Origin of the sequence: Ramlibacter rhizophilus (assembly GCF_004681965.1) — a bacterium.
GTDB lineage: Bacteria > Pseudomonadota > Gammaproteobacteria > Burkholderiales > Burkholderiaceae_C > Ramlibacter > Ramlibacter rhizophilus.
The window spans coordinates 764,982-782,819 of record NZ_SMLL01000001.1 but is presented as its reverse complement, the minus strand read 5'-3'; the positions used below and the strand labels follow the sequence as shown (position 1 = coordinate 782,819).

Annotated in this window: 13 protein-coding genes; 7 read left to right on the top strand and 6 right to left on the bottom strand. The window is 71.3% G+C overall.

All coding sequences use genetic code 11. From position 1 onward, the window contains the following. Positions 1–14: 14 nt before the first annotated feature. Together EZ242_RS03730 and EZ242_RS03725 are read right to left on the bottom strand one after the other, a co-directional pair. Positions 15–1,034 carry a response regulator gene (locus EZ242_RS03730; protein WP_135283750.1) on the bottom strand — a complete coding sequence of 340 codons (1,020 nt, stop codon included), beginning with the start codon at positions 1,032–1,034 and terminating at the stop codon, positions 15–17. Positions 1,035–1,137: 103 nt separating this feature from the next. Beyond that, positions 1,138–1,905 (bottom strand): hypothetical protein, encoded by a 768-nt coding sequence (locus tag EZ242_RS03725; RefSeq protein ID WP_135283749.1) that lies wholly within the window; start codon positions 1,903–1,905, stop codon positions 1,138–1,140. Positions 1,906–2,104: 199 nt separating this feature from the next. Here EZ242_RS03725 and EZ242_RS21920 point away from each other — a divergent pair, with 199 nt between their 5' ends. The 4 genes from EZ242_RS21920 to EZ242_RS03710 are packed head-to-tail and all read left to right on the top strand — an operon-like array spanning position 2,105 to position 7,378. Further along, on the top strand, positions 2,105–2,278 hold the full coding sequence (locus EZ242_RS21920) for a hypothetical protein (protein ID WP_167784631.1): 174 nt from the start codon (positions 2,105–2,107) through the stop codon (positions 2,276–2,278). Between the two features lie 23 nt (positions 2,279–2,301). After that, entirely contained in the window at positions 2,302–2,547 is a 246-nt protein-coding gene (locus EZ242_RS03720) for a DUF6139 family protein (protein WP_135283748.1), read from the top strand. A gap of 50 nt (positions 2,548–2,597) precedes the next feature. Then, complete coding sequence (locus EZ242_RS03715) at positions 2,598–4,904, top strand: ATP-dependent DNA helicase (protein WP_135283747.1); 2,307 nt, start codon at positions 2,598–2,600, stop codon at positions 4,902–4,904. Between the two features lie 59 nt (positions 4,905–4,963). Continuing rightward, complete coding sequence (locus EZ242_RS03710) at positions 4,964–7,378, top strand: hybrid sensor histidine kinase/response regulator (RefSeq protein WP_135283746.1); 2,415 nt, start codon at positions 4,964–4,966, stop codon at positions 7,376–7,378. Positions 7,379–7,606: 228 nt separating this feature from the next. On the opposite strand, the gene EZ242_RS03705 is transcribed toward EZ242_RS03710, so the two are convergent. From EZ242_RS03705 to smc, 4 genes are all read right to left on the bottom strand, one after another. After that, a complete protein-coding gene (locus EZ242_RS03705; protein ID WP_135283745.1) occupies positions 7,607–7,876 on the bottom strand; it encodes a KGG domain-containing protein in 270 nt (89 codons plus the stop codon). A 152-nt stretch (positions 7,877–8,028) separates the two neighbouring features. Then, on the bottom strand, positions 8,029–10,098 hold the full coding sequence (gene ligA / locus EZ242_RS03700; RefSeq protein WP_135283744.1) for an NAD-dependent DNA ligase LigA: 2,070 nt from the start codon (positions 10,096–10,098) through the stop codon (positions 8,029–8,031). A 3-nt stretch (positions 10,099–10,101) separates the two neighbouring features. Further along, entirely contained in the window at positions 10,102–11,169 is a 1,068-nt protein-coding gene (locus EZ242_RS03695) for a cell division protein ZipA C-terminal FtsZ-binding domain-containing protein (RefSeq protein WP_135283743.1), read from the bottom strand. Between the two features lie 16 nt (positions 11,170–11,185). After that, positions 11,186–14,701, bottom strand: a complete 3,516-nt coding sequence (smc, locus tag EZ242_RS03690) for a chromosome segregation protein SMC (RefSeq protein WP_135283742.1) — start codon at positions 14,699–14,701, stop codon at positions 11,186–11,188. Positions 14,702–14,856: 155 nt separating this feature from the next. On the opposite strand from smc, the gene EZ242_RS03685 reads away from it, so the two are divergent. Genes EZ242_RS03685 through dapD form a run of 3 tightly spaced genes read left to right on the top strand, consistent with a single transcriptional unit; the run spans position 14,857 to position 17,824 of the window. Beyond that, positions 14,857–15,804: a DUF72 domain-containing protein gene (locus EZ242_RS03685; protein ID WP_135283741.1), complete on the top strand. Its 948-nt coding sequence runs from the start codon at positions 14,857–14,859 to the stop codon at positions 15,802–15,804. Beyond that, positions 15,801–17,003 carry a succinyldiaminopimelate transaminase gene (gene dapC, locus EZ242_RS03680; protein ID WP_135283740.1) on the top strand — a complete coding sequence of 401 codons (1,203 nt, stop codon included), beginning with the start codon at positions 15,801–15,803 and terminating at the stop codon, positions 17,001–17,003. The genes EZ242_RS03685 and dapC overlap by 4 nt, the downstream gene beginning before the upstream one ends. After that, positions 17,000–17,824 (top strand): 2,3,4,5-tetrahydropyridine-2,6-dicarboxylate N-succinyltransferase, encoded by an 825-nt coding sequence (dapD, locus tag EZ242_RS03675; RefSeq protein WP_135283739.1) that lies wholly within the window; start codon positions 17,000–17,002, stop codon positions 17,822–17,824. Before dapC ends, dapD begins: the two co-directional genes overlap by 4 nt. Positions 17,825–17,838 lie beyond the last annotated feature (14 nt).

Genomic DNA, 17,838 nt, shown 5'->3' with positions numbered 1-17,838 from the left:
GGATGCTGTAGGAATCAATCGACCGTGGCCGGCTCGACGTGCCCGCGCGGAGCCGCCGCGGAATAGGCCAGCAGCCGTCCCTGCGTCAACTCGGCTCCGACCCAGCGGGAGGTGAACACGACCTGCGAATCAGCCGTGCCGAGCTCGCCGCGCAACGCCGCGTAGGCAGCCGGCGTGAGCGTGATGCCCGGACCCGCATCCGCGCAGGCGAGGGCAAGCCGCTCCGCCTCGCCGCCGAGCAAGGTGCGCTCGATACCCTCCGGGCCTGCGAAGCGCGCCAGCTCGGCATGCACGTCGTGGAGCACCATGCGCAGGCCCTCGCCGTGCCGCTGGAGGGCCCGTGCCGCGTTCAGCGCCGCGGCCGGCTCGTCGAAGATGAGGACCGAGGCGTCACGCTCGAAGCGGTCCAGCGCACCCCCGTGGCGGGCCGCCAGCGCCGCCAGGTTCGCGCGCATGGCCTGGCGCTCCTCCTGCGTACCGTTGAGCGCTGCGGCGCAAACCAGCACCAGGCACACAGGAGCTTCCACGAGCTCGACCGACGGCTCCGCAGTCCCACGGAACAGGGTCTCCCACTCGCCCGGGGACAGGCTGCGGGCCAGGCGCTCGCCCAGCACCTCCAGCCGCCGGGCTCGGCGGCGCGCCCCCACGTGCGACTCCACGCGCTGGATCACCTCGCGCACGTCCACCGGCTTGGTGAGGTAGTCGATGGCACCGAGCTCGCGACCCAGGACCTGCTGCTCGCGCTCGGTGAGCGAGGTCATGAAGGCCACCGGGATGCCGGCGGTGCGGGGGACTTGCCGCAGCCGCCGCAGCACCTCGTAGCCGTCCATGTCGGGCATGACGATGTCCAGCAGCAGCAGGTCCGGTGCCGGGTCGAGGTTGGCCAGTGCCAGGGCCTCCTGGCCGCTGGCCGCCTGCAGCACCTGATAGCGGCCCTCCAGCAGCTGGCTCATGAGCCAGAGGCTGTCCGGCGAGTCGTCCACCACGAGGATGCGTGGCAGCGGTCCGGGGTCTTGGGGCGAAAGATCGGGCATGGAGACGGGAACAGCGCGGTCGCCATGACGGAAAACGCGCACTCGCGGCCCACGTTGGCGGATCAACCGAGAGCTTAAGCGAATTCGCGCCGGCTGCCGCGCCTCATCCGTCGCGCCCGGGTTCGCGCTCGCGGTTCACGCGGTCCTGGCGGGCCGTTTCGTCGCGTGGCGAGGCCGCCATGGCCCGCTCGTGGAGCCGCGCCGATTCGGCCGGCGTGGGGGGGGTCTGGGACGACGGCAGGGTGGGATCGCGTCCGGTGTCGGCCATGTCGGCACCGTCCGGGCGCGCCCCGGCACCGCCCACCTGCGAAGCCGCCGTGGTGGGCATGCCGACGGCAGCGCCGCCGCCGGTGAAGCTCTGCGTGCCCACGGGGCCGCCGCGCAGGGTCGTGCTCGCGCCGCCGGTCACCCCGGCCGCGCCGCTTCCCGCCGGCGACGGTGATGGGCTCGCGGCTGCCGTGCCGGACGGCTGGGGGTGCCAGCCTTCGGCCCGCCACTGGCCGACGCGGTCTTCCAGCTTGATGGCGCCGCAGTCCTGCAGGATGCGGATGACGCGCGTGGCCTCGTCGCGCTCGGCCTGCACGAACACCAGGCTGGTGCCGCGCCGCAGCGCCTCCGAGTAGATGCCGGACTCGTCGGTGTGGCTCTCCAGCAGGTTGGCGAAGAAGCCGCCGATCGACTCCAGCACGCTCTGGTGGTGGTAGTTGGGGTCGCCCGGGCGGGGCTGCGACGGTCCGGCGTGCTTGAGGAAGTCGGTGTCGAGGCTGGGATCGAAGTGCACCCGGTCGCGCGGGATGCCCGCCGTGTAGAGCCGGCCGATGGCCAGGCGGGCGGAGTTGGGGTCGTCGAAAGTGCCGACGATGTTCTGCATGGCGGTCTCCTTGCCGTGGCCCGGGCGGGCCGCTCGCCCTTTCCCTTCGCACGGGATGCAGGCAGACTAGGCGCCACGCCCGAGCCAGGCTGTCGGACACGGCCGCGTTCGAATTCGCTTTCGCCCCATACAGCATGAAGCACCGCTGGGGCCCGGGATGTGGCTCAATGTTTGCATCAGCAGCACAGGAAGGAGCCTCATGGGCAACAGGATCGTCACCGAAGCCGACCGCCGCGCCACGCCGCGGCCGGCCGCATCCGAAGGTCACCCCACCGTGCGCCACGGCACGGGCCAGAAGGTCAGCCGCGAGCGGGGAAGCGCCACGCGGAACAAGAAGAACGCCGGCAAGCGCCCTCGCCAGGGCGGCAGCTGAAGTCTTTTTCACAGGAGCGACCCATGCAACTCGACGTCTATCGCCGCCGCGAGCCTGCTCACAAGCTGTCCTACCTGATCGTGCCCGCCGGGCACGAGATCCCTCAGGAGGCGACCAGCACGGAGTGGACGGCGCACGCGCGGTCCGTGGAATTGGACGAGCATGCCGATGAGCTCGTGGAGTACGGCATCGAGCACCCGGAACAACAGCTCGAACAAAAGGGCTACGCCATCACCAGCCTGGACCACCAGCTCGAGGAACGCGACTAGGACGTCTGCGGTCGGGCTGTGCTAGAAACCGGGCGCCGTCCCCGGTTCCCATGGCCAGCGCCCACCCGTCCTACCTCGTTTCCGTCCGCACGCTGTGCGAGTTCACCGCGCGCGGCGGCGACCTGGACCTGCGCTTGACCCCCTCGCCGACGGCGGCCCAGGGCATCGCCGGCCACCAGCTCGTGGCCGCGCGCCGGGGCACCGGCTACGAAACCGAGATCGCGCTCGAAGCCACGTCGGGGCCGCTGCGCGTGCGCGGGCGGGCCGACGGCTTCGATCCGGCCCTGCAGCGGCTGGAGGAAATCAAGACCCACCGCGCGGACCTGTCGCGCCAGCCCTCCAACCACCGCCACCTGCACTGGGCCCAGCTGAAGGTCTACGGCTGGATGCTGTGCCAGGCGCGCGGCCTGCCCGAGCTGCGCCTGGCATTGGTGTACCTGGACCTGGGCAGCGCCGAGGAGACCGTGCGCGAGGAATCCTGCAGCGCCGACGCGCTGCGCGAGCACTTCGAAGGGCTTTGCGCGCGCTTCGTGGACTGGGCGCGGCGCGAGGCCGCGCACCGCACGGCGCGTGACGCCGCCCTCGCCGCCCTCGCCTTTCCCCATGGGCAGTTCCGCGCCGGCCAGCGGGCCCTGGCCGAAGCCGTGTGGCGCGGCATCCGCAGCGGCCGCAGCCTCCTCGCCCAGGCGCCCACGGGCATCGGCAAGACACTGGGCACGCTGTTCCCGGCCCTCAAGGCATGTCCAGGCGAGAAGCTCGACAAGGTCGTCTTCCTGGCCGCCAAGACGCCGGGCCGGCAGCTCGCCATCGAAGGCCTCGCGCAGCTCGCCCGTGCTGGCGCGACGCCGCTGCGCGTGGTCGAACTCACCGCGCGCGAGAAGGCCTGCGAGCATCCGGACAAGGCCTGCCACCCGGAATCCTGCCCGCTCGCGCGCGGGTTCTACGACCGCCTGCCGGCCGCGCGCGACGACGCACTGGCCCGGCCCCTGCTGGACCGCCGGCAGCAGCGCGAAGCGGCCCTGGCGCACGAGGTCTGCCCCTACTGGCTCTCGCACGAACTGGTGCGCTGGGCCGACGTGATCGTGGCGGATTACAACTATTGGTTCGACACCAGCGCCATGCTGCATGCCTGGACGCTGGAGCTGGAGTGGCGCTGCGCCGTGCTGGTGGACGAGGCGCACAACCTGGTCGAGCGCGGACGGCAGATGTACAGCGCCGAGCTGGACGAGTCGGCCCTGCGCGCCTTGCGCCGCACCGCGCCGGCCGGGCTGAAGAGACCGCTGGAGCGCCTCGCCCGCCGCTGGCGCGAGCAGGGGCGCGAGCTCGAAGCAGTCGGCTCCGGCGACTACCAGGCGCAGGACCAGCTGCCCGGCCCCTGGCTGGACGCCTTGCAGCAGGCCACGGCAGCCCTGGCCGAGCACCTGGCCGAGCATCTGGCGACGCTCCCGGGGGAGTTGCCGCAGGCGCCCTCGCCCGAGCTGCAGCGCTTCTACTTCGACGCCCTGGCCATCACCCGCCTGGCCGAGAGCTTCGGCACGCACTCGATCGCCGAGCGCCGCCGCGTGGGCGCCGGCGCTCGGGCCCACACGGTCGTGGGCATCCGCAACCTCTTGCCCGCTCCGCACCTCGCGCCGCGCTTCGCCGCGGCCCGCTCCACGGTGCTGTTTTCGGCGACGCTGGCGCCGGTGGGCTTCTACCGCGACACGCTGGGCGTTCCCGAAAGCGCCGGCGTGGTGGACGTACCCTCGCCCTTCGAGGCGGGGCAGCTCTCCATCCGGGTGGCCGGCGCCATCTCCACGCGCTGGGCGGACCGCGCCCGGGCCGTCCAGCCGATCGCCGCCCTCATCGAGCGCCAGTGGCGCGAGCGGCCCGGCAACTACCTGGCCTTCTTCAGCAGCTACGACTTCCAGCACCAGGTCGCCCACGCCCTGGCGCAGGCCTGCCCCGAGCTGCCCCTGTGGGAGCAGAGCGCGGGCATGGGCGAGGCCGAGCGCCAGGCCTTCCTGGAACGCTTCACGGAAGGCGGCAGCGGCGTCGGCTTCGCCGTCCTGGGTGGCAGCTTCGGCGAGGGCGTCGACCTGCCCGGTGAGCGCCTGGTCGGCGCCTTCGTCGCCACCCTGGGCCTGCCGCAGGTGAACCCGGTCAACGAACTGCTGCGCGAGCGCCTGCACAGCGCCTTCGGCGCCGGCTACGAGTACGCCTATCTCTACCCGGGCCTGCGCCGCGTCGCGCAGGCGGCCGGCCGTGTGATCCGCAGCGAGCAGGACCGGGGCGTGCTGTGGCTGATCGACGACCGTTTCTCGCAGGCGCGCGTGCGGGCCCTGCTGCCGCGGTGGTGGCAGTGGCCGGTGCGCTGAAGGCGACGGACAAGTGCGCTTCCAGCCACTAGACTGACGCCCACTTTTCAAGCGCAGCGATGCTCGCCTCCACACCGCCCATTCCCGTCGCCAAGGTCCTGCTCGTGGACGACTCGCCCGCCAACCTGCTGGCGCTCGAGGCCATCCTGCTGGAGCTGGGCGCCCAGCTCGTGCGCGCTGGCTCCGGCGGCGAAGCGCTGGCCCGCACCTTGTCCGAGGATTTCGCCGCCATCCTGCTGGACGTGCACATGCCCGACATGGATGGCTTCGAGGCGGCCCGCCTCATCCGCTCGCGCGCGCGCTCCCGCGAGACCCCGATCCTCTTCGTCACCGCCTCGGACAGCCCCGAGCCCTACCTGGAGGAAGCCTACGCCCTGGGCGCGGTGGACTTCCTCACCAAGCCGCTGCATCCGGCGGTGCTCAAGGGCAAGGTGTCCTTCTTCATCGCGCTGCACCGCAGCCGCGAGGAGCTGCGCGAGGCCGAGCGCACCGCCGTCAACGAGCGAGCCTTCCTCTCGGCGGTGCTCGACGCGGTGCAGGACAGCATCGTCGCCTGCGACGCGCAGGGTCGGCTGACGCTGTTCAATCGCGCCACCCGCGAGCTGCACCGGCTGGCGCCGGAGGCCATCGCGCCGGACGACTGGGCCGAACACTACGGCCTGCTCGCGCCGGGCGGCCGCGAGCCCCTCGCGCCGGAGGACACACCCCTGATGCGCGCGCTCTCCGGCGAGCAGGTCCGCGATGCGGAGATGGTGGTGCGCGCGCCCGACGGCCGCCTGCGCACCCTGCTGGCCAGCGGGCAGCCCCTTTATGACAACTCGGGCCGCGGCAAGCTCGGCGCGGTGGTCTCCATGCACGACATCACCGCGGAACGCGAGGCCGCCGTCACGCGCGAACTGGTCGTGCGCGAACAGGCGCGGCGGGAGGCTGCCGAAGCGGCCGCGCAGCGCCTGCGCCAGAGCGAAGAGCGCTACCGCACCCTGTTCGACACCATGGAGGAGGGCTTCTGCATCATCGAAGTGCTCTTCGACGAGGAAGGCCGCGCGCAGGACTGCGTGTACCTCGAGGCCAACCCCACCTTCTCGCGCCACACTGGCCTGCGCAACGTGGTGGGCCGGCGCATGCGCGAGATGGTGAGCCATCCCGATCCGGCCTGGCTGGACGCCTATGGGCAGGTGGCCCGCACCGGGCAGCCGCAGCGCCTGCTGCACCAGCTCCCCGGGCCGGACCGCTGGTTCGACGTGAGCATCACCCGCGTGGGGAATGCGACCCACCCGCGCGTGGCCCTGCTGGGCAGCGAAGTCACCGAGCAGGTGCGTGCCCAGGCCGCGCTGCGCCGCGTGGCCAGCGAGCTGGCCGAATCCGACCAGCGCAAGACCGAGTTCCTGGCCACCCTGGCGCACGAGCTGCGCAACCCGCTGGCCCCGCTGCGCAACGGCCTGCACCTGCTGCGCCACCAGCGCGACCCGCAGGCATCCGCCCGCACCTGGGCCATGATGGACCGCCAGCTCGGGCACATGGTGCGGCTGATCGACGACCTGATGGACATCGGCCGCGTGAGCACGGGCAAGCTCGACCTCAAGCGACGCCGCGTGCTGCTGCGCGAGTTGGTGGACAACGCGCTGGAGAGCACCCAGGCCGCCATCGAGCACGCGCACCACGCGCTGTCCATCGAGCTGCCGGACGAACCCCTGTACCTCGACGTGGATGCGACCCGCATCGAGCAGGTGATCTCCAACCTGCTGTCCAACGCCGCCAAGTACACGCCGGCCCACGGCCACATCACCCTGGGCGCCCGCGCCGAAGCATCGGAGGTGCACCTGTGGGTGCAGGACGACGGCATGGGCATCGACCCCGGCGACGAGGCGCGCATCTTCCAGATGTTCACGCAGCTGCGTCCGCACCAGCAGGACATGCCGGCCGGCCTGGGCATCGGACTGGCCCTGGTGCGGGCGATCACCGAGCTGCACGGCGGCACGATCAGCGTGCACAGCGCAGGGCGCGGCGCGGGCAGCCGCTTCACGGTGGTCCTGCCGCTGGAAGCCGGCTCAGGGCAGGCGGGAAAGCATGCCGGGCCCGGGGGAGCGGCGCCGGGCGAGGCGACCGTGCGCGTGCTGGTGGTGGATGACAACCATGACGCCGCGGAAACGCTGGCCATGATCCTGCAGATGGACGGGCACGTCGCCCGCGTGGCGCACGAGGGCCGCGCAGCCTTGCAACTGGCCCGCGAATTCGATCCGCAGGTCGTGTTCCTGGACATCGGCATGCCCGGGATGGATGGCTATGAAGTCGCGCGCGCCATGCGACGGCAGGCGTCCGACGGACGTTGCCCGGTGCTCGTCGCCCTGACGGGCTGGGGCGCGAAGGACGATGTGGCGCTGGCGAAGGCAGCGGGGTTCGACCACCACCTCACCAAGCCGGCGGATGTGGCTGCCGTCGAGCAGCTGCTGGCCCATGTGACTGCGCAGCCCTGAGGCTGCGCGGTTCAATAATCTTGCAGGGGCCCGCACCGAGGCGGCACGTCAACCAGCTCTCCACAAACAGCGAATCCACGGACCCCGTCGGGCCCCACCGTTCGGGCTGAGCTTGTCGAAGCCGATCGCGCGAGACTCACCACGCGAGCCCTTCGACAGGCTCAGGGCGAACGGATGTGTTTGATCGGGGTGTCTTTCACCGCGGCTGCGACCGCGGTGAATAAACGCTCAGGACGAGCGGTCGGTCGTTTGCGAGGCGGCGGCCACGCGCATCTGGTGGCGCTTCTTGCCGGCGGCGCGGGCCTCTTCGCTGGTGAAGCGGTGGGCGCGGCCGTGCTCGTGCGCTGCCTTGCCACCCATGCTCGCGATCTCGCGCTTCTTCTCGGGGCTCAGGACGGCAAACCCCCGCTTGGCGCGGGCCGGCGTCGCGATGAGCGCCTCGGCTGCGGCAGCGGCTTCGGGCGACACGGTCTTGTTGCTGGCGCTGGTGTTGTCCATTGCTTCTCCCTAGGTTGTTGGACATGGATGAGGCTTCGCATTCTGAAGAGTCATCCCAGCTTTGGGGGCCGCTACTGCGCAGAATTAGCACTTGTCCTACAGGATGCATGCGTTCGGCCGACAGGAGGACCCTGCCCGTCCGACACAGCTCATCAAGGGGCGCCCTGCGCCAGCAGTGACTTCAGGCCCTCTTCATCGAGGATGGGAATACTCAGCTCCCGCGCCCTGTCAAGTTTCCCACCGGCCTCGGTGCCAGCGACCACGTAGCCCGTCTTCTTGCTCACGGAGCCCGCGACCTTTGCGCCAGCCGCTTCCAGAAGACCCTTGGCCTCCTCGCGCGAGAGGGTCGGCAAGGTGCCGGTGAGCACGACGGTGATCCCCGCCAGGGGCAAGGCTGCCTGCGGCGCGGGCTCGCTCTCGGCCCAGTGCACGCCGCACGCGCGCAGCTGTTCCACCACCTCCCGGTTGTGCGGCTGCGCGAAAAAGGTGTGGATGCTCTCGGCCACGACCGGCCCGACGTCGGGCACGGCGAGCAGGTCGTCGGTGGAGGCCTGCATCACCCGGTCCAGTGTTCCGAAGTGGCGCGCCAGGTCACGCGCGGTGGCCTCGCCCACGTGCCGTATGCCCAGCGCGAAGAGGAAGCGCGGCAGCGTGGTGGACTTGGACGCCTCCAGCCCCGCCAGCAGGTTCTGCGCGCTCTTGTCGCCCATGCGCTCCAGCGCGATGAGCTGCGACAGGCCCAGGCGGTACAGGTCCGGCAGCACGCGGATCACCCCGGCGTCGACCAGCTGGTCCACCAGCTTCTCGCCCAGGCCCTCGATGTCCATGGCGCGGCGCTGCGCGAAGTGCAGCAGCGCCTGCTTGCGCTGCGCGCCGCAGTACAGCCCGCCGGAGCAGCGCCAGTCGACCTCGCCTTCCTCGCGCACGGCCTGGCTGCCGCACACCGGGCAGTGGCGCGGCATCTCGAAGGCCGGCGCCGCGTGCGTGCGCTGCTCCGCGACCACCGCCACCACTTCGGGGATCACGTCGCCGGCGCGGCGCACGATGACCGCGTCGCCGACACGCACGTCCTTGCGGCGGGCTTCGTCCTCGTTGTGCAGGGTGGCGTTGGTGACCGTCACGCCGCCCACGAACACGGGCTTGAGCCTCGCCACCGGCGTGAGCTTGCCCGTGCGGCCGACGAAGATGTCGATGGACTCCACCGTCGTGACCTGCTCCTGCGCCGGGAACTTGTGCGCTACCGCCCAGCGCGGCTCGCGCGTGACGAAGCCGAGCTGCCGCTGCAGCGTCAGGCTGTCGACCTTGTAGACCACGCCGTCGATGTCGAAGGGCAAGCCGTCGCGCTCGCGGCCGATGGCCTGGTGGTAGGCCACGAGATCGTCCGCGCCATGCGCCTGGACCACCCGGTCCGACACCGGCAGGCCCCAGCCGCGCAGCGCCTGCAGGGCCTCGAAATGCGTGCGCCAGGCCGGCCCCCCCTGCTCGACGGGCGTGACCTCGCCCCAGCCGTAGGCGAAGAAGGACAGCGGCCGCTGGCGCGTGACCTGCGGGTCGAGCTGCCGTACCGCACCGGCGGCAGCGTTGCGCGGGTTGACGAAGGTCTTCTCGCCGCGCGCGCCGGCGGCGATCTTCTCGCGCTGGCGCGCGTTGAGACGCTCGAAGTCGTCCCTGCGCATGTACACCTCGCCGCGCACCTCCAGCACCGGCGGCGCGCCGTCCGCGAGGCGCAGCGGAATCTGGCCGATGGTGCGGATGTTCTGCGTCACGTCCTCGCCGACTTCGCCGTCGCCGCGCGTGGCGGCCTGCACCAGCACGCCGGCCTCGTAGCGCAGGTTGAGGGCCAGGCCGTCGAACTTCAGTTCCGCCACGTAGTCGATGGGCGGGGCCTCCTCGGCCAGGCCCAGCTCGCGCCGCACGCGGGCGTCGAAGTTGCGGGCGCCGCTGGCCTCGATGTCGGTCTCGGTGCGGATCGACAGCATAGGCACGCGGTGGCGGACCTTGGCGAAGGCGTCCAGGGGCGCGCCGCCCACGCGCTGCGTCGGCGAGTCGGGCGTGCGCAGCTGCGGATGCCGCGCTTCCAGCGCCTGCAGTTCCTGGAACAGCTTGTCGTACTCGGCGTCCGGGATCTGCGGATCGTCCAGCACGTAGTAGCAATGGGCGTGGTGGTGCAGGCGCTCGCGCAAGGCGGCGGCGCGCCGGACGTCATCGTCGGGGACTGCCATGACTCAGCTGAACAGCCTGCGCGCCTGCGGCGAGCCCGCGGCCAGGTCGCGTCCGTCCAGCGTGTCGTACAGCGTCTCCAGGTCGGCGCCGATGCGGTCCAGCGTCTCCGGGCGAATGAGCTGGCCGCGGTCGTCGGTGAGCACGCCGTCCATGGACTGCGCCAGCGCCTGGGCTGCCTCGCGCATGCGCACGAAGGGCTGCTCCGCGCGGGGCACCTGCGGCACGTCGATGCTCAGGATCAGCTCGCGCAGCGCGGCCTGGGTCGGGTCTTCCGCGAGCGCCGCCTGCGTGTCGAAATTGAGCACCAGCAGGGGCGGCGCGCCGGCCTGGCTGGCGGGCAGCACCATGCGGCCGGGGACCGCGCCAGCCACGAAACCCAGGCGCGCGGCGTGCTGCTGCACATAGCCGGGACTCCAGGCTGCCTGCCGTGCGCGCAGGGTGAGACTGAGCTGCGCATCGTGGCCGCTCGCGAACTGGTCCAGCTCGCGCGCACGGGACACCTCGTGGCGCATGTCGGGAAAGTCCGGCATGCCGCCCACGGCATCGGCGAAGCCCTGCGTCTTCATGACGAACTCGGAGAACTCGATGTCGTTGAGCGCGCCATGGCGGTTGGCCAGCTGCACGCCGGCCTGGAAGGCGGTGTAGCGCTGGCCGGGCTGGGGGACTTCCCAATGGCCGCTGCGCTCGTTCAGGCCCTCGACCGCGAAAGGCTTGCTGCCGGTGCGCCGCGTCGGCGGCAGCGCGGCGAGCGCGGCGTCGCCCGACACGGGCCCGTCCACCGCCACCGGGGCGATGACGTCGATGAGCGCATCCAGGCCGGGCTTGCGCTCGGGCACGGCCACCGCGCCCACCAGGGCCGCCGAGTCGGCGAACACCGGCTCCACGCGGCCGTCCGCATCGGGGATGGTGTCACCGGCTTCGGCGCGGGGGTCCGCCGCGGCGTCTGGAATGGTGTCGATCTCGGGCTGGCGTGGGGTGTTGCGGCGGGTCGTCCAGGCGTTCCAGGCGACCAGTGCCGCCAGGGTGCCTCCCCCCAGGACGGCCAGGCCCACGGTCAGGCTGCTGCTCATGTGCTTTCCTCGGGTGTCAGGCGGCCTCGGCCATGGAGACGGCGGAATCCATATCCACCGCGACGATGCGCGAGACGCCCTGCTCCTGCATGGTGACGCCGATCAGCTGCTCGGCCATCTCCATGGCGATCTTGTTGTGGCTGATGAAGAGGAACTGCGTGCCCCGGCTCATGCTGGACACCAGCTTGGCGTAACGCTCGGTGTTGGCGTCGTCCAGCGGCGCGTCCACCTCGTCCAGCAGGCAGAAGGGCGCCGGATTGAGCTGGAAGATGGCGAACACCAGCGCGATGGCCGTGAGCGCCTTCTCGCCGCCCGAGAGCAGGTGGATGGTCTGGTTCTTCTTGCCCGGCGGCTGCGCCATGACCTGCACGCCGGCGTCGAGGATCTCGTCGCCGGTCATGACCAGCTTGGCGTTGCCGCCGCCGAACAGCTCCGGGAACATGCGGCCGAAGTGCTCATTGACCACATTGAAGGTGCCACCCAGCAGCTCGCGCGTCTCGCCGTCGATCTTTCGGATGGCGTCTTCCAGCGTGGTGATGGCCTCGTTCAGGTCGGCCGACTGCGCATCCAGGAACTGCTTGCGCTCGCGCGCGGTCGTGAGTTCTTCCAGAGCGGCGAGGTTGACGGCGCCCAGGGCGGCGATCTCGCGGTGCAGCCGGTCGATCTCGCCCTGCAGGCCCGACAGGCGCACCTTGCCCTCCTCCACCGAGCGGGCGACCGCCTCCAGGTCGGCCTGCGCCTCGGCGAGCTGCTGGGCGTACTGCTCCACGCCCAGGCGCGCCGCCTGCTCCTTGAGCTGCATGTCCGTGATGCGCTGGCGCAGCGGGTCCAGCTCGCGCTCGAAGGCCAGGCGCCGCTCGTCGCTCGCGCGCAGCTTGGCCGTGAGGTCGTCGTAGGCGCTGCGCTGCGCGCCCAGGGCCTGCTCGCGCTCCAGCTTCAAGGCCAGCGCGTTCTGCAGCCCGGCCTGCGCTGCCGCGTCGCTCAGGCGTGCCAGTTCCTCGTGCGCGCGCTGCTCCTCGGCCACCAGGCTCGCGGCCTGCTGGCTGGCGGTGTCGATGGTGCGCTGCAGCTCGCCGCGGCGGGCCTGCAGCGAGCGCTCGGAGAACTGCGCCTCCTGCGCCTGCCGCTCCAGGCTGCGCTGCTGCTCGCGCGATTCGGCCAGGCGCCGCTCGGCCTCGATCACGCGGTCGCCCAGCTGCGCATGGCGCTCCTGCGCGTCGGCCAGCTGCAGGTCCAGCTCCTCGAAGCGGCCCTCGGCCGTGACGCGGCGCTCCTGCAGGTCCTCCAGCAGGGCGTCGACCTCGGCCAGGTCGCCCGCGATCTGCTCGCCGCGCGCCCGCGTCTGCTCGGCCAGCTGGCCCAGGCGCAGGGCCTCCACCTGCAGCTCGTGGGCCTTGCCCTGCGTCTCGCTGGCTTCGCGGCGCACGGCCACGAGGCGCTGCGAGGCGTCGCTGTAGGCGGCCTCGGCCCGCACCAGGGCCGATCGGGCTTCTTCGGCGATGAGGGCCTGGGCGCGCAACTGCTTGTCCAGGTTCTCGATCTCCTGCTGGCGCGCCAGCAGCCCGGCCTGCTCGCTGTCCGGGGCATAGAAACTCACGCCGTGGGCGGTGATGGCGTGTCCTTCGCGCACGTAAAGCGTCTCGCCCGCCTGCAGCTGCGCCCGCGCGGCCAGCGCGGCCTCGAAGCTCTCGGCCACGAAACAGCCATGCAGCCAGTCGGCCAGCAAGGCCTTCTGCCCGGCGTCGTTCAGGCGCAGCAGGTCCGACAGCCGCGGCAGCGCATGGGACGCGGCGGGCACGCCTGCGGCCGGCGGGCTGTAGAAGGCCAGGCGTGCGGGCGGCGCGTCGCTGGCGAAGGCGCGCACCATGTCCAGGCGCGAGACCTCCAGCGCCGCCATGCGCTCGCGCAGCGCCGCCTCCAGGGCGCTCTCCCAGCCCTGCTCGATGTGGATGCGGCTCCACAGGCCCGCCAGCCCGTCCAGGCCGTGCTTGGCCAGCCAGGGCCGCAGCTTGCCGTCGGTGCGGACTTTCTCCTGCAGCGCCTTGAGCGCTTCCATGCGCGCCGACAGCTCGCTCTGGCGCGCGCCCTGCTGGTTGAGGTCGGCCTGCCGGCCACGGCGCTCCTCGTCGAGCTGCGGCACCTGGTCCTGCAGCTCGTGCAAGCGCGCCTCGGCAGCCTGCGCGGTCTCCGTGGCCAGGGCCGACTGCTGCTGCAGTTGCGCGAGGCGCGCCTCGTCGGGGGCGGCCAGCGCGCCACGGTCGGCGACCAGGCGCTCGCGCCGCAGCTGCAGCTGCCTTGACTGTTCCTCGATGCTGCGCTGCTCGGCGGCCAGCACCTGGATCTGCTGCTGCACCTGCCCCACCGCCGTGCGCTGTTCGTTGGATCGGTTCTGCGCCTGGCGCAGGGCCTCTTCCAGCTCGGGCAGGCGCATGGCCTGCTCCTCCACCTGCGCGGCCAGCAGGGCGGTGCGCTCTTCGGCCTCCATGCCCTGCCCGGCCAGGGACTCGAGTTCCTCGGCGGCCTCGTCGCGCCGCACCGACCACTGCGCCGCCTGCTCGCGGATCTGCACCAGGCGCTGCTCGGCGCGCTGGCGGCCCTCGACGACGAAGCGGATCTCGGCCTCCAGGCGCCCGACTTCCGCACTGGCTTCGTAGAGGCGCCCCTGGGCCTGGTTCACCTGGTCGCCGGCCGCATAGTGGGCCTGGCGGATGGTCTCCAGCTCGGCTTCCACGTGGCGCAGGTCGGCCACGCGCGACTCCAGGTCGTTGACGGCCTTGTCGGCATCGGCCTTCAGGCGCGCCTGCTCGGTCTCGCTCTCGGCGCGGCGCAGGAACCACAGCTGGTGCTGGCGCAGCGTGGCCTCGGCCTGCAGGCCCTGGTACTTCTGGGCCACCTCGGCCTGCTTCTCCAGCTTGTCCAGGTTGGCGTTCAGCTCGCGCAGGATGTCTTCCACGCGGGTGAGGTTCTCGCGCGTGTCGGACAGGCGGTTCTCGGTCTCGCGCCGGCGTTCCTTGTACTTGGACACGCCCGCGGCTTCCTCCAGGAAGAGACGCAGCTCCTCCGGGCGCGACTCGATGATGCGGCTGATGGTGCCCTGGCCGATGATGGCGTAGGCACGCGGCCCCAGGCCCGTGCCCAGGAAGACGTCCTGCACGTCGCGCCGGCGCACAGGCTGGTTGTTGATGTAGTAGCTGCTGGTGCCGTCGCGCGTGAGCACGCGCTTGACGGCGATCTCGGCGAACTGCGACCACTGGCCGCCAGCGCGGTGGTCGGCGTTGTCGAACACCAGCTCCACCGAAGCGCGCGAGGCGGGCTTGCGGTGCGTGGTGCCGTTGAAGATCACGTCCTGCATGGACTCGCCACGCAGCTCGCTGGCCTTGGACTCGCCCAGCACCCAGCGCACCGCGTCCATGATGTTGGACTTGCCGCAGCCGTTGGGACCCACCACGCCGACCAGCTGGCCGGGGAGCATGAAGTTGGTGGGTTCGGCGAAGGACTTGAAACCGGAAAGCTTGATGGAGGTAAGACGCACGGCGGGCCTGACTTGCTGGCTTCGAAAGGCACGCCGGGCTGGGAGCGCTTCCCGGGCGCCGGCGGGTGCCGCGGATGATACAGCGGCCCATCCGGCGCTCCAGTGGCGCTGAACCTGCCCGGGCAGCACCGGTCCCATACGAAAAGGCCCGCGCGATGAGACATCCGCCACGACCGCAAGCGCCCGACGACCGGGTCGCCGCGACCGGCCGCGCCTACGTGGGCGTGTCCGGCTGGCGCTATGCGCCCTGGCGCGGCCACTTCTACCCGCCCGGGCTGCCGCAGGCGCGAGAACTTGCGTACGCATCGAACCACTTCAGCAGCATCGAGATCAATGGCTCCTTCTATGCGCTGCAGCGCCCGTCCAGCTTCGAGACCTGGGCGCGGCAGACGCCGCCGGGCTTCGTCTTCACGGTCAAGGGGCCGCGTTACGTCACGCACATGCTGCGGCTTCGCAACGCCGAAGTGGCCGTCGCCAACTTCCTGGCCTCGGGCCTGTTCGCGCTCGGCGACAAGCTGGGGCCCATCCTCTGGCAGTTCCCGGCCAACATGGCCTGGGACGCCGAGCGCTTCGAGGCCTTCTTCGATCTGCTGCCCATGGACACGGAGCAGGCGGCGCGCCTGGCCCGCCGCCGCGACCAGCGCATGCACGGACGCGAGCTGCTCGATCCGCCCGTGTCCCTGCGCCTGCGGCACGCCATCGAAGTGCGGCATGCGAGCTTCGCGCAGCCGGCCTTCATCGAGGCGCTGCGGCGCCGCGGCATCGCCTGGGTGGTCGCGGACACCCCGCTTGCCTGGCCCAGCTACGAGGACGTGACCAGCGACTTCATGTACCTGCGGCTGCACGGCTCGACCGAGCTTTACAACAGCGTCTACACCGACGCCGAGCTGCGCCGCTGGGCCGAGGCCATCCAGGCCTGGCGCAGCGGGCGCGAGCCGGCCGATGCGCGGCTGATCGCGCCGCCGACAGCGAAGCTGGCCGCGCCGCGCGAGGTGTTCTGCTATTTCGACAACACCGACAAGCTCCATGCGCCCGACAACGCCCTGGACCTCATGCAACGGCTCGGAGGGCGCGCGGCCGCCGGGGATAATCGCGCCCCATGAATCCCCTCCTGGAGAAACTGCAGCCCTATCCCTTTGAGCGGCTGCGCAAGCTGTTCGCGGGCGTGCCGCCCGCGCCGGGGCTGCGGCCCATCAGCCTGGGCATCGGCGAACCCCGGCACCCCACGCCCGCCTTCATCCAGGAAGCGCTGATGGGCGCCCTGCCCGGCCTGTCCGTCTATCCGGCCACGGGCGGCGAGCCCGCGCTGCGCGAGGCCTGCGCGGCCTGGATGCAGCGCCGCTACGGGCTGGTGCTGGACCCGCTCGCGCAAGTCCTGCCCGTCAACGGCTCGCGCGAGGCGCTCTTCGCCTTCGCCCAGACCGTGGTCGATGCGAGCCGCGACGCCGTCGTGGTGTGCCCCAACCCCTTCTATCAAATCTACGAAGGCGCCGCCCTGCTCTCGGGCGCCACGCCCTTCTACGCCCCCAGTGATCCGGCGCGCAACTTCGCGGTGGACTGGGACCGCGTGCCCGAGGCCACCTGGGCCCGCACCCAGCTGGTCTTCGTCTGCTCGCCCGGCAACCCCACGGGCGCGGTGATGCCGCTGGAGGAATGGCGCAAGCTCTTCGCGCTGTCGGACCGGCACGGCTTCGTCATCGCCTCGGACGAGTGCTACAGCGAGATCTACTTCCGGGACGATGCACCCCTGGGCGGCCTGGAAGCGGCGGCCAAACTCGGTCGCACCGACTTCAAACGCCTGGTCGCCTTCACCAGCCTGTCCAAGCGCAGCAACGTGCCGGGCCTGCGCTCCGGCTTCGTCGCGGGCGACGCTTCCATCCTCAAGCAGTTTCTCCTGTACCGCACCTACCACGGCAGCGCCATGAGCCCCGTGGTGCAGGCCGCCAGCGTCGCGGCCTGGCGCGACGAGGCGCACGTGGTGGAGAACCGGGCGCTTTACCGGCGCAAGTTCGCCGAGGTCACGCCCCTGCTCGCGTCCGTGCTGGACGTGCGCCTGCCCGACGCGGGCTTCTACCTCTGGGCGGCCGTCCCGGGCGGCGACGACGAAGCCTTCGCCCGCGAGCTCTTCGCTCAATACAATGTGACGGTTTTGCCGGGCAGCTACCTTGCCCGGGAAGCCGAAAGCCTCAATCCGGGCCGGGGCCGCATCCGCATGGCCCTGGTCGCCGAGACCGCCGAATGCCTGGAAGCCGCGCAACGCATCGTCCAGTTCGTCCAATCCAACCCACCCTCCAAGCCGTGACACAGCAGCTGCAGCAGACCATCGACAACGCGTGGGAGAACCGCGCCAGCCTTTCACCCAAGTCCTGCCCGCCCGAGGTGGCCGAGGCCGTCGAGCACGTGATCGCCGAATTGAACAAGGGCCAGCTGCGGGTCGCCACGCGTGAAGGCGTCGGCCAGTGGACGGTGCACCAGTGGATCAAGAAGGCCGTGCTGCTCTCCTTCCGCCTGAAGGACAACGAGATCATGCGCGCCGGCGACCTGGGCTTCTTCGACAAGGTGCCCACCAAGTTCGCCCACCTCACGCCCGAGGAAATGGCCGCCACCGGCGTGCGCGTGGTGCCCCCGGCCGTGGCCCGGCGCGGCAGCTTCATCGCCCGCGGCGCGGTGCTCATGCCCAGCTACGTGAACATCGGCGCCTACGTGGACGAGGGGACCATGGTGGACACCTGGGCCACCGTCGGCTCCTGCGCGCAGGTCGGCAAGAACGTGCACCTGTCCGGCGGCGTGGGCCTGGGCGGCGTGCTGGAGCCGCTGCAGGCCAACCCGACCATCATCGAGGACAACTGCTTCATCGGCGCGCGCTCCGAGATCGTCGAGGGCGTCATCGTCGAGGAGAACTCGGTGGTCTCCATGGGCGTGTACATCGGCCAGAGCACCCCCATCTACGACCGCGCCACCGGGGAGGTGAGCTACGGGCGCGTGCCGGCCGGCTCGGTGGTGATCTCGGGCAGCCTGCCCAAGGACGACGGGCGCTACAGCCTGTATGCGGCCATCATCGTCAAGCGGGTGGACGCGCAGACGCGCGCCAAGACCAGCCTGAACGAGCTGCTGCGTCCCTGAGCGGCGCGGATCAC